This is a genomic window from Halomonas sp. IOP_6 (assembly GCF_021151565.1).
In the GTDB taxonomy this organism is placed as follows: Bacteria; Pseudomonadota; Gammaproteobacteria; order Pseudomonadales; family Halomonadaceae; genus Vreelandella; species Vreelandella alkaliphila.
In genome coordinates this window covers 64393-75531 of sequence record NZ_JAIRBO010000012.1, presented here as the reverse complement: position 1 = coordinate 75531, position 11139 = coordinate 64393, and the positions used below count along the sequence as shown (strand labels likewise).

The 11139-nt window shown below is 52.9% G+C and carries 11 protein-coding genes and 1 pseudogene; 7 read left to right on the top strand and 5 right to left on the bottom strand.

The genetic code is table 11. The features are described 5' to 3' along the window. A pseudogene (locus K7H08_RS17030) lies at nucleotides 1–477 on the top strand ((Fe-S)-binding protein); the annotation flags it as partial. A 22-nt stretch (nucleotides 478–499) separates the two neighbouring features. Here the strand turns inward: K7H08_RS17030 and trpC are convergent. The 3 genes from trpC to K7H08_RS17015 are packed head-to-tail and all read right to left on the bottom strand — an operon-like array spanning nucleotide 500 to nucleotide 2973. Further along, the gene (gene trpC / locus K7H08_RS17025) at nucleotides 500–1303 is read right to left on the bottom strand and encodes an indole-3-glycerol phosphate synthase TrpC (protein ID WP_231658594.1); all 804 of its coding nucleotides are present in this window, start codon (nucleotides 1301–1303) and stop codon (nucleotides 500–502) included. Between the two features lie 8 nt (nucleotides 1304–1311). Then, nucleotides 1312–2331, bottom strand: coding sequence for an anthranilate phosphoribosyltransferase (gene trpD, locus K7H08_RS17020; RefSeq protein WP_038482819.1), 1020 nt, complete (start codon nucleotides 2329–2331; stop codon nucleotides 1312–1314). A 36-nt stretch (nucleotides 2332–2367) separates the two neighbouring features. Next, the gene (locus K7H08_RS17015) at nucleotides 2368–2973 is read right to left on the bottom strand and encodes an anthranilate synthase component II (protein WP_231658593.1); all 606 of its coding nucleotides are present in this window, start codon (nucleotides 2971–2973) and stop codon (nucleotides 2368–2370) included. 307 nt (nucleotides 2974–3280) lie between these two features. Here K7H08_RS17015 and K7H08_RS17010 point away from each other — a divergent pair, with 307 nt between their 5' ends. Next, on the top strand, nucleotides 3281–4198 hold the full coding sequence (locus K7H08_RS17010) for a metal ABC transporter solute-binding protein, Zn/Mn family (RefSeq protein WP_231658592.1): 918 nt from the start codon (nucleotides 3281–3283) through the stop codon (nucleotides 4196–4198). 25 nt (nucleotides 4199–4223) lie between these two features. Here the strand turns inward: K7H08_RS17010 and K7H08_RS17005 are convergent, their stop codons facing one another. After that, the gene (locus K7H08_RS17005; RefSeq protein WP_231658591.1) at nucleotides 4224–4892 is read right to left on the bottom strand and encodes a phosphoglycolate phosphatase; all 669 of its coding nucleotides are present in this window, start codon (nucleotides 4890–4892) and stop codon (nucleotides 4224–4226) included. 152 nt (nucleotides 4893–5044) lie between these two features. Here K7H08_RS17005 and K7H08_RS17000 point away from each other — a divergent pair, with 152 nt between their 5' ends. Beyond that, nucleotides 5045–6343, top strand: a complete 1299-nt coding sequence (locus tag K7H08_RS17000; RefSeq protein WP_231658590.1) for an NAD(P)/FAD-dependent oxidoreductase — start codon at nucleotides 5045–5047, stop codon at nucleotides 6341–6343. A gap of 9 nt (nucleotides 6344–6352) precedes the next feature. Here the strand turns inward: K7H08_RS17000 and rpe are convergent, their stop codons facing one another. After that, nucleotides 6353–7054, bottom strand: a complete 702-nt coding sequence (gene rpe / locus K7H08_RS16995; protein WP_231658589.1) for a ribulose-phosphate 3-epimerase — start codon at nucleotides 7052–7054, stop codon at nucleotides 6353–6355. Between the two features lie 219 nt (nucleotides 7055–7273). Here rpe and cysP point away from each other — a divergent pair, with 219 nt between their 5' ends. The 4 genes from cysP to K7H08_RS16975 are packed head-to-tail and all read left to right on the top strand — an operon-like array spanning nucleotide 7274 to nucleotide 11093. Further along, nucleotides 7274–8311 carry a thiosulfate ABC transporter substrate-binding protein CysP gene (gene cysP, locus K7H08_RS16990; protein ID WP_231658588.1) on the top strand — a complete coding sequence of 346 codons (1038 nt, stop codon included), beginning with the start codon at nucleotides 7274–7276 and terminating at the stop codon, nucleotides 8309–8311. A gap of 9 nt (nucleotides 8312–8320) precedes the next feature. Next, nucleotides 8321–9175, top strand: a complete 855-nt coding sequence (gene cysT / locus K7H08_RS16985; protein WP_231658587.1) for a sulfate ABC transporter permease subunit CysT — start codon at nucleotides 8321–8323, stop codon at nucleotides 9173–9175. Further along, nucleotides 9175–10002 (top strand): sulfate ABC transporter permease subunit CysW, encoded by an 828-nt coding sequence (cysW, locus tag K7H08_RS16980; protein WP_231658586.1) that lies wholly within the window; start codon nucleotides 9175–9177, stop codon nucleotides 10000–10002. The genes cysT and cysW overlap by 1 nt, the downstream gene beginning before the upstream one ends. Further along, nucleotides 9999–11093 carry a sulfate/molybdate ABC transporter ATP-binding protein gene (locus tag K7H08_RS16975; RefSeq protein ID WP_089038623.1) on the top strand — a complete coding sequence of 365 codons (1095 nt, stop codon included), beginning with the start codon at nucleotides 9999–10001 and terminating at the stop codon, nucleotides 11091–11093. Before cysW ends, K7H08_RS16975 begins: the two co-directional genes overlap by 4 nt. Nucleotides 11094–11139: the final 46 nt, after the last annotated feature.

The window sequence follows — 11139 nt, the reverse complement described above, 5'->3', positions numbered from 1 at the left end:
CCGGCGATGACGCTGACCTATCGCCAAGAGTACGTCAAAGCCCTGGGCCGTGAACAAGTACCCAACGTGCTGATGCTGCAAGAGTGGCTAGCCACGCGTATGAACACGCTAGCACCTCGCCCACTGAACCTAACCGACCCTGGCTTTAAGCTGCTTTCCCACTGCACCGAAAAGACCAACGCCCCCGGCAGCCCAAAGGCCTGGCAACAGGTGTTTGCCGCATTTGGTTTAGAGCTAGAGTTAGCCACCACAGGGTGTTGCGGCATGTCAGGCACTTACGGGCATGAAACCCGCAATGTTGAAACCTCCAAAACCATTTATGCCCAATCCTGGCAGCCCCAGGTGGAAGCCGACGAAAACACGGGCAAGCTGCTCGCCACCGGCTACTCCTGCCGCAGCCAGGTGAAACGCTACTCAGCGCAAACATTACACCACCCGCTTCAGGCGCTACTTACGTGCCTCAAGCGGGCAAGTTAATCAACGTTTTAAACACTATCGATTAAAAAAACAGCTGCTTGAGGGCTTGGCCTGGGTCCTCTTCACGCATAAAGGCTTCACCAACTAAGAAACCGTTCACTTCATGGTCGCGCATAAGCTCCACGTCATCACGGGTATGGATACCAGACTCTGTGATGACCGTGACGCCTTCAGGAATGCGCGGCAGCAGGTCTAATGTGGTGTTCAGGCTGGTCTCAAAGGTATGCAAATTACGGTTGTTAATGCCCACCAGCTTTAAATCCAGCGCTAGGGCACGCTCTAACTCAACAGCGTCATGCACTTCTACCAGCACATCCATGCCTAATGCATTAGCTTGCTGGTGCAGATCGCGCAGTTGAGTGTCGTCTAGGGCAGCGACAATCAGCAAGATGCAGTCTGCACCGATGGCGCGCGCCTCGGTTACCTGATAGCTATGGGTAATAAAATCTTTACGAATAACGGGAAGGTCACAGGCATCGCGGGCAGCGATCAGAAAGTCTTCATGCCCCTGGAAGAAATCGGCATCCGTCAATACTGACAAGCAGGCTGCGCCGCCCTCTGCATAACGTTTGGCAATGTCGTCAGGATGAAAATCCTCACGTATCACGCCTTTGGAAGGCGAAGCTTTTTTCACCTCAGCGATAACCGCTGCGTCACCAGCGGCAATACGCGCATTCAGTGCAGCAATAAAGCCGCGGGGGGCGCTTTGTTTGTCAGCCAACGCCAGCAGATCTGCTTCAGAAACCGCCTGTCGGCGCTCGGCTACCTCTTCGTCTTTACGAGCCAAAATACGCGTTAAAATTGTTGGCGTTGCCTGATCAGTCATTAGATTTTTTACCTTTTAAAGACGCTAGTGAAGTGTGAAAGCTCTCGAAGCTTCTCTAGCGGTAACTTTGAGGCCTGCGCATCCTGGGCCACCATCACCCCTTCTTTTAAGCTGTCGGCCACACCAGAGCAGTAAAGTGCGGCACCCGCATTAAGGGCCACTATATCTGCCGCCGCACCCTCTCCACTCAATGCGGCTTTTACCAGTCGTAAGCTGTCTTCAGCGCTGGCTGCTTTAAGCGTAGCTAAGCTTTGTCGCTCAATACCCAACTCTTCTGGAGTGATGGTGTACTCAGTAATTTCGCCATCTTTTAGTTCAGCCACGCGCGTGGGTGCTGCCAAGGAAATTTCATCCAAGCCATCTTCAGAGCACACCACTAACACGTGGCGACTGCCGAGCTTGCGGAGCACTTCAGCCATCAACGGCACTAGCTCCGGCGAGTAAACCCCCAGCACCTGGTTAAGTGCACTTGCGGGGTTAGTCAACGGGCCAAGGATGTTAAACAGCGTGCGCACGCCCATCTCCCGACGCGGCCCAATAGCGTAGCGCATAGCCGGGTGATGATTGGGGGCAAACATAAAGCCCACGCCAACCTGTTCGATACAGCGTGCTACCTGTTCAGGCTTAAGATCAAGGTAAATGCCAGCGATATCAAAAAGGTCTGCACTGCCCGACGAAGAAGAGACGCTGCGGTTACCATGCTTGGCGACATGAGCGCCCCCAGCAGCCGCTACAAAGCTAGCCGCCGTAGAAACATTAAACAGGTTCGCACCATCACCACCGGTGCCGACAATATCCACTACGTTATCGGTGTGCAGTTCAACACGCTTCATGAGTTCGCGCATAACCTGTGCCGCCGCGCTAATTTCCTCGGCGCTCTCGCCTTTCATGGCAAGTCCCACTAGCAGGCCACCAATTTGCGCATCGGAGGCTTCGCCGGTCATGATCTGGCGCATTAGCGCGTGCATCGCATTGAAAGAGAGGTCTTCGCGGCGCATCACCGCGTTAATTGCATCTCGCATTTGCATGAACAGAAAAGCCCCTAAAGCGTATAAATTTGGCAATCAGCCGCGTTTTAAAAAGTTAGCCAATAACGCATGGCCTTGGCGCGTGAGTATTGACTCAGGGTGAAACTGTACCCCTTCAACATCCAGGCTACGATGACGAAAGCCCATTATCAGCCCTGGCGTAACGTCATCGTCTGCGGTCCAAGCAGTGATTTCAAAACACTCCGGTAAGCTTGTTTTTTCTACCACGAGTGAATGATAACGGGTCACTTCTAACGGGTTTTCAAGCCCGCTAAAAACCCCCTGCCCACCGTGCACTACAGCCGACGTTTTACCATGCATTACCTGAGGTGCTCGCACCACTTTACCACCGTAAACTTGTCCAATCGCCTGATGCCCAAGACAAACCCCCAAAATAGGCAGTTTACCCGCAAAGTGGCCAATCGCAGCCAGCGATATACCCGCCTCGTTGGGGGTGCATGGTCCCGGTGAAATGACTAGATGAGTAGGCGCTAAGGCGTCAATTTGTTCAAGGGTAAGCTCATCGTTGCGATAGGTCATTACCTCGGCACCCAACTCACCCAGGTACTGGACGATATTGAACGTGAAGCTGTCGTAGTTATCGATCATCAACACACGTTGCACTACCTGCACTTGCGCCATCGCCGCAGCTACTCCATCACATTAATCAAACCACTTGGTAGGGATGATACCCCAACCCAAGCACCACTTGCAGGGCCAAGGGTCGGCTAAGACATTCGCACTTCTAATACTCTGGTAATTTTCAGTGAGGAACAAACGCTGAGTTTATCAGTAAATTGTGAGGAGCTTTTCAAGGTAATCAAAAACCCTGAAAGCGACTGGCTAGCCCTTCCTGCTAGGTTTAAACAACTTGACAGCATAACGAAACTGGCAACAGGCCTTGACTGTCTTTATCATCTGCCGACTTTTAATGCGTTAGGAGCGTGACATGGACAATCGAGCACCCTGGATAATAACGCTCGTATTGATGACGACTGTCAGCAGCACTCACGCGCTGGGAGACACCTCGTTTAACGTCATCGCTTCGTTTTCAGTCATTAAAGATTTAGTGAAGCGTGTCGCGGGCGACAGCATCAGCATTACCACTATTGTGCCTACGGGTGAAGATGTGCACCGCTGGGAGCTTCAACCGCCAAATGCCCTGGCTGTCGAGGAAGCTGACATTGTTTTCTACAACGGGTATGGGTTAGAGCCATGGATACGGCATATTGAAGCCATGGCAGACGACACACTAACGCTGACAGCGCTTGCAGAAAGCGCCGACTATGAGCCGCTAGCGATTCCGGTTGGCCAATATAAAGACAGCGCTGATCCGCACATGTGGATGGACCCCAAAGGGGCAGCCGCTTATGTTGATGTGATAGAAAAAACGCTTATCGAACGCTATCCCGAGCAGGCTGATGCATTTACCTCGCGTGCCGCTGAAACTCGTGAAGCACTAGCGCTGTTAGATCATCAACTCAGGGAGCGCTTGGAAGGCATTCCGCAAACGAATCGCATGCTCACTACCAGCGAAGCCTCCATGGCCTACTTTGCCCGTGCTTACGATTTTGAGTACGCAGCCATTTGGGGGATTGGCAGTGAGACAATTGGCAGTGCGCAGGCGATGGAAGCAATGAGCATGCACCTTTCACAAAAACGCCCGCCGGCACTGTTCTATGAAAGCACCTCACCCTATATCCACATGGATGCGCATGCCCGAGAAACGGAGCTTTCGCTGGCAGGGCCTTTATACGTAGATACCTTGAGCGATGCCGACGGCTCCGCCTATAACTACCCTGCTATGCTGCGCCATAACGCTGAATTAATGCATGAATACCTAGGCGGCGCACGGGCAGAGAAGTAGCCCTAGCACAACAACATCGGCTGTTTTACTCCGTCAACGCCAGCAATGAGCTAATGATCAAATCAGGCTGGCTATGCTCAATTGGCTCGCCGTGGTTATAGCCGTAAGGTAACGCCACGGTAGTAAAGCCAGCAGCTTTGCCTGCGGCGATATCGTGGCGTGAATCGCCTACCATGACACTTGCCGAAGGAGGGATATCCAACTGCTGAGCCACATGAAGTAGCGGCAGCGGGCTGGGTTTTTTCTCGGCAAGCGTGTCGCCGCCAATGCAATGTGTAAAGAGCGTTAGCAGATCAAAGTGGCTCAGAATTGGCGCAATAAAACGCTCAGGCTTGTTGGTAATCAACACCAGCGGATAGCCCGCCTTGTGCAAATCGTGCAGTGCTGTTTGCACGCCTGGGTAGAGCCTGGTTAGCGCATTGGGGGCAGCACCGTAATGGCGCATAAAAGCGTCATAGGCGGTGGTTTGTAATACCTGCCCCGGCGCCTCTGATAACGCCCAGGCTAGTGCTCTTTCGACAAGTACCTGTGCACCATTACCCACCCAGTCACGCACAAACTCTTCGCTGGGCGCAGGTAGCCCAACATCGCTGAGCGAGCGCTGAACCGCTATCGCTAGGTCTGGGACCGAATCAATCAAAGTGCCATCTAAATCAAATGCAATTAACCGTTTACCCTGCAAAATGGCATGCACGCTTTTTCTCCCTACTCTACGCAAAAATATTTTTCAAAAAATGGCCGTTAGTAAATGTAATCGCAGCTGATTCTTTTATCCTACCGACTTAGCACGTCGCCAACCACGCCCGAAAGCTCTATGCTGTGATCATCTTATCCGAGGAGAAAGTAATGACCATCCCCCGAATTGTGATCGTCGGCGGCGGCGCTGGCGGACTTGCTCTAGCAACACGCTTAGGACGCACGTTGGGCAAAAAAAAGCGCGCCGAGATTGTCCTGCTAGACCGCAATGCCACCCATGTATGGAAACCGCTTTTACACGAACTCGCGACCGGAGTATTGAACTCCAGCATGGATGAAGTGGATTACCGCGGCCACTCTTCCACACACCATTACCGCTACCAGCGCGGCTCTTTAAATGGCCTTGACCGCGAACAAAAAGTCATTCACCTAGCACCCATCAAAGATGAAGACGGCGTTGAAATCCTTCCCTCTCGAAAACTAACCTACGATTATTTAGTAATAGCGCTCGGCAGTATTTCAAATGATTTTGGTACAGCGGGTGTTGCGGAACACTGCCACTTTATTGATTCGCCTCAGCAGGCCAAAGCGTTTCAGCGCGATATGATCAATACCTTTTTGCGTTATACCGATCCAACGCTGCGCCAAAACGCTGAACTGACGATTGGCATCGTGGGCGGCGGCGCAACGGGCGTAGAGCTTTCTGCCGAGCTTCTAGATGCTTCGCGCTTGCTTAACGCCTACGGCGTAACCGCTGTTGACCACCAAACGATTAGCGTACACCTCATTGAAGCGGCCCCCCGCCTACTGCCCGGTTTGTCAGAGCGTATTAGCGAAACAGTGCTGCAAGAGCTGGAAAGCATGGGGGTCACCGTTCACGTCGGCACCGCTATTAAAGAAGCTCAGCAGTATCAATTAGTAACAGGCGACGGCGAGGTTATCAAAACGGACCTAAATGTGTGGGCAGCAGGTATCAAAGCACCGCCATTTTTGACTGAATTAGACCTGACCACTAATAAGAAAAATCAAATTAACGTCCACCAAACGCTGCAGAGCGTGGATGACCCCTATATTTTTGCCATAGGTGACTGCGCCGACTGCCCTCAGGGTGAAGGTATCTCCGTGCCGCCACGGGCACAGGCAGCTCATCAACAGGCAACATTACTCGCCAAAAACCTGATGCACTGCTTGGATAACAAACCACTGCAAAACTTTACTTATCGTGACCACGGTTCGCTGGTGTCGCTCGCCCGCTACGATGCGGTAGGAAAGTTGATGCGCAGCTCCGCGTCTCGCGGGCTATTTTTAGAGGGTTGGTTAGCGCGCCAAGCCTACGCTTCACTTTATCGAATGCATCAGCTTTCTATTCATGGCGCACCCAAAACGGGACTCGCATGGCTGGTTGATAAGTTAAACCGCTACTTAAAGCCCCGCATGAAATTGCATTAAGCTGTTAGCTTAGCCGTTATCCTTTGCCAACTCGGCACGCATTTGCTGGATAACGCTATCGTAACCGTGCGGGTCGCTTGACTGGTGAGCGTTAAAAATAGCTGAACCAGCGACGAAGGTGTCGGCACCCGCAGCGGCGATATCAGCAATGTTATCTACCTTAACGCCACCGTCGATTTCTAAGCGAATCGGACGACCTGAAGCATCGATACGTGCCCGCGCCTCACGCAATTTATCCAGCGTGCCGGGAATGAATGACTGACCGCCAAAGCCTGGGTTAACGCTCATCAACAGCACCATATCAATTTTGTCCATGACATAATCGAGATACGAAAGCGGTGTTGCCGGATTAAATACCAGCCCTGCTTTACAGCCACTATCGCGTATTAGCTGTAACGAGCGATCAACATGCTCAGAAGCTTCCGGGTGAAACGTAATGTAACTCGCCCCAGCCTCACTAAAATCGCCGATCATACGATCTACGGGCTTAACCATTAAGTGGACGTCTATGGGCGCCGTCACGCCGTGCTGGCGCAGAGCTTTGCAGACCATCGGCCCAATCGTCAGGTTCGGCACATAGTGATTATCCATGACATCGAAATGGACAATATCGGCTCCAGCGGCCAACACATTGTCGACCTCTTCACCAAGACGCGCGAAATTAGCGGAAAGAATCGAAGGGGCAATCAGGAAGTCCTGCTCAGCGCTCATAGTGCATTCCTAGGTTAACAGGGGAAAGGAAGGCCCCTATCTTACCAGAGCCACCTAAGAAGCCCCATCTCCCTGCCGTTAAAGCTCAGCCGACAATGAATGCATATCTTTAAATACATATTTCCAAATAGAATATAAAACATAATTGTAATTCCACAATCACAGGTTTAACCTTATCCTCATTGCGATTAAATCGCCCCCAGATACAAGGAGCCTGTAATGACGCGATCTACTTTTTTCCGCACTGGCCTGCGCCGCAGCCTGATAGCCACCGCTGTTGGCGCGACTGTGGCTGTCACCGCTGTTTCAAACACGGCGATGGCGCAAGAGCGCGAGTTACTGAACTCTTCTTACGATATTGCCCGTGAACTGTTTTCGGCTATCAACCCGGAATTCCAAGCATGGTGGCAAGAAGAGCACGGTGAAGAGATTGCTATTAGCCAATCCCACGGCGGCTCATCAGCACAAGCGCGCGCGATCATGCAAGGCTTGCGTGCGGATGTCGTTACCTTTAACCAGGTGACTGATGTTCAAGTACTTGCAGATGCAGGCCTAGTGGCCGAAGACTGGCAAGACGCATTCGACAATAACGCCTCCCCTTACTACTCCACTACGGCGTTTTTGGTGCGTAAAGACAACCCGAAAGGCATCGAAAGCTGGGATGATCTCGCGAAGGAAGGCGTACAAATCGTTTTTCCCAACCCTAAAACATCCGGCAACGGCCGCTATACCTATCTAGCGGCTTGGGGCTTTGCGGAAAATGAATTCGACGGTGATGAAGAAAAGATTCAAGACTTCATGCGCACCTTCCTACGTAATGTTGCGGTGTTTGATACCGGCGGCCGAGGTGCCACCACGAGCTTTATCGAACGCGGCATCGGCGACGTATTGATCAGCTTTGAATCAGAAGTAAACAACATCCGTGGCGAATACGGCAGCGACGACTACGAGGTCATCGTGCCGCCGGTCAGCATTCTGGCAGAGTTCCCCGTTGCGGTGGTGGGTGAAAATGCTGAGCGCAATGGCAACAGCGATCTTGCCCAGAGTTACCTTGAGTATCTCTACCGTGAAGACACCCAGCGCTTGCTGGCAGGCTTTAACTATCGCGTTCACGACGAAACGGTTGTGGCCGAATTTGCCGATCAATTCCCTGATACCGAACTGTTTGAAGTTGAAGATGTGTTTGGCAGTTGGGAAGAAGCAATGGAAAACCACTTTGAAGGCGGCGCCCTACTTGATCAACTGCAACGTCGTTAACGGAACCCCATGAGCCAGCTAGCATTATGGCGGTCCGGCAGCGCACGCGTGCTGCCGGGCTTTGGCCTATCTATGGGTATCAGCGTCCTGTTTATTTCGCTGGTCCTTCTTCTCCCGATCACCGGGCTGTTTGGCCAGTTGGCAGGGCTTAGCCTTGCCGAATACTGGGCCATTATTACCGAAGGCCGTGTGGTGGCCAGTTACATGGTCACCATAGGAGCAGCGGCTGTCGCGGCGCTGGTTAATGCGGTATTTGGCTTACTACTTGCCTGGGTACTGGTTCGCTATGAGTTTCCCGGCAAGCGTTTGCTAGATGCCTTAATGGACCTGCCCTTTGCGCTCCCCACAGCGGTAGCAGGTATTACCCTCGCTACGCTGTATGCGAGTAACGGCTGGATGGGCAGCTTATTAGAGCCGCTAGGATTCCAGGTAGCCTACACCTGGGTAGGTATTGCACTGGCCATGGCGTTTACCAGCATCCCGTTTGTGGTACGCACCGTACAGCCGGTGCTGGAGGATTTACCCGCAGAAGTTGATGAAGCAGCGATGTCTCTTGGCGCAACCGATGGCGTGGCGTTTCGGCGTGTGATTATGCCGCACCTGTGGCCAGCTCTCGTTACTGGCACCGGGCTAGCCTTTGTGCGCTCGTTAGGTGAGTTCGGGGCGATTATTTTTATCGCGGGTAATATGCCCTACGAAACCGAAATTACTGCGCTGATGATTTTCGTCAAACTGCAGGAGTATGACTACGCTGGTGCCTCCGCAATTGCCTCCGTCGTGCTCTTTGTGTCACTGGCCCTACTGCTGGCGATCAATATTTGGCAAGGCCGCTTTGTGCGCCGCTTGCATGGAGGAACAGGCTAATGCGCCGGATTGGTGATGCACCCGCTGTGCGGCGTTTACTGATTGGCGCCGCTCTGTTGCTGTCAGCGCTATTTTTGCTGCTACCTTTGGTGGCAATTTTTGCCCAAGCCTTCTCCCAAGGCGTGATGGTCTTTTGGGCCAACGTTAGCAATACATTCACCCTGCACGCGATTGGCCTGACGCTCGTCATTGCGTTATTAACCATACCGATTTGCCTAGTATTCGGTGTCGCCTTGGCGTGGCTGGTTACCCGCTTCAGTTTCCCAGGCCGGCGTATTTTACAAACGCTGATCGATATTCCATTTGCCGTTTCCCCCGTTGTGGCTGGGCTTATCTATCTGTTGCTATATGGCCGTAATGGCTGGATTGGCAGTTGGCTAGATACCCACGATATTCAACTGATGTTCGCTTGGCCCGGCATTTTGATGGTAACTATTTTCGTGACCTGCCCGTTTGTGGCACGTGAACTTATTCCGCTCATGCAGGCCCAAGGTTCCCGAGAAGAAGAAGCCGCCGTGACCCTCGGCGCTGGCGGCTGGACCACCTTTCGGCGTGTCACGTTACCCAACATTCGCTGGGCACTGCTCTACGGGATCATCCTCACTAACGCGCGTGCCGTGGGTGAATTTGGTGCCGTTTCGGTGGTCGCTGGAGCTATTCGCGGAAAGACAAATACTTTGCCGCTGCATCTAGAGCAGCTTTATCAGGATTACAATGCAGTGGGCGCGTTTTCTAGCGCCGCACTACTGGCCCTTATTGCCCTGTTAACCCTTGCGGCCAAGGCAGGCCTGGAATGGCGCGCAGCGCGCCAGGAGGCATTTTTATGAGTATTCGCCTACAGAATATCGCCAAGCACTTTGCCAACACTCAAGCGCTTGAGCCGATCAACCTGGACATTCATGAAGGCGAACTAGTCGGTCTGCTTGGCCCGTCTGGCTCAGGAAAAACCACACTGCTGCGTATTATTGCCGGCTTGGAGAGCGCTGATCGCTCTCCTCAACCCGGTAAAATACTGTTCGGCGACCGCGATGTAACTAACGTTCACGTTCGCGATCGCCGCATTGGATTTGTTTTCCAGCACTACGCTCTCTTCCGCCATATGAGCGTGTACGACAATGTAGCCTTTGGGCTAACCGTGATGCCCAAAAAGCGCCGCCCATCCAACGGCGAGATTCGCGCCCGTGTCTTTAGGCTGCTGGAAATGGTTCAACTGCAGCATTTAGCGAACCGTTTGCCTGCCCAGCTCTCTGGCGGCCAGCAGCAACGTGTTTCTCTCGCCCGCGCCTTGGCCGTTGAGCCTGACGTATTGCTTTTGGATGAGCCATTTGGCGCGCTGGATGCCAAGGTGCGCCAGGATCTACGACGCTGGTTACGCCGCCTGCATGAAGAGCTTAACTTTACCAGCGTGTTTGTTACCCACGACCAAGAAGAAGCGCTGGAACTTTCTGACCGTGTGGTGGTGATGAGCAACGGACGTATCGAGCAAATTGATACGCCTGAAACGCTCTATCGTTCGCCCAAAAATCGTTTTGTATTTGAATTCCTTGGCGACGTTAACCACTTGGAAGGCAAGGTACACCAAGGTGTGCTCACCTGCGGTGACGCTCATCTCAATGTTGACTTGCCTGACGGTAACGAAGAGCTATTGCTACGTCCTCATGAAGTGCGCCTTGCCCAGCAGCCTAGTGCAGAGAGTCATCTGCCGGTGACAGTGACTGCCATTTCACCGGTAGGTGCTGAAGTGCGTGTTGAGCTGGAAGCCGACTGGCTGGCTAAGCCGTGGCTTGCAACGGTGCGCCATGCTGATTTTGAGCAGCTTGAGATGCGCCGCGGACAACGCCTCTTCGTCCATCCACGGCAATGGCACCGTTTCCCCGCAACAGAGTCAAAGGTGACGGAGCAAAGCCGCGCCGCTTAGGGCATGCCAACAACGGCACAAGCACAACTGTACAAGCAGAGGGCAG

Bases quoted from the DNA above. Each gene is read 5' to 3' on its own strand.
- trpC (WP_231658594.1), bottom strand. From the start codon at position 1,303: ATGACTGATCAGGCAACGCCAACAATTTTAACGCGTATTTTGGCTCGT.
- trpD (WP_038482819.1), bottom strand. From the start codon at position 2,331: ATGCAAATGCGAGATGCAATTAACGCGGTGATGCGCCGCGAAGACCTC.
- K7H08_RS17015 (WP_231658593.1), bottom strand. From the start codon at position 2,973: ATGGCGCAAGTGCAGGTAGTGCAACGTGTGTTGATGATCGATAACTAC.
- K7H08_RS17010 (WP_231658592.1), top strand. From the start codon at position 3,281: ATGGACAATCGAGCACCCTGGATAATAACGCTCGTATTGATGACGACT.
- K7H08_RS17000 (WP_231658590.1), top strand. From the start codon at position 5,045: ATGACCATCCCCCGAATTGTGATCGTCGGCGGCGGCGCTGGCGGACTT.
- rpe (WP_231658589.1), bottom strand. From the start codon at position 7,054: ATGAGCGCTGAGCAGGACTTCCTGATTGCCCCTTCGATTCTTTCCGCT.
- cysP (WP_231658588.1), top strand. From the start codon at position 7,274: ATGACGCGATCTACTTTTTTCCGCACTGGCCTGCGCCGCAGCCTGATA.
- cysT (WP_231658587.1), top strand. From the start codon at position 8,321: ATGAGCCAGCTAGCATTATGGCGGTCCGGCAGCGCACGCGTGCTGCCG.
- cysW (WP_231658586.1), top strand. From the start codon at position 9,175: ATGCGCCGGATTGGTGATGCACCCGCTGTGCGGCGTTTACTGATTGGC.
- K7H08_RS16975 (WP_089038623.1), top strand. From the start codon at position 9,999: ATGAGTATTCGCCTACAGAATATCGCCAAGCACTTTGCCAACACTCAA.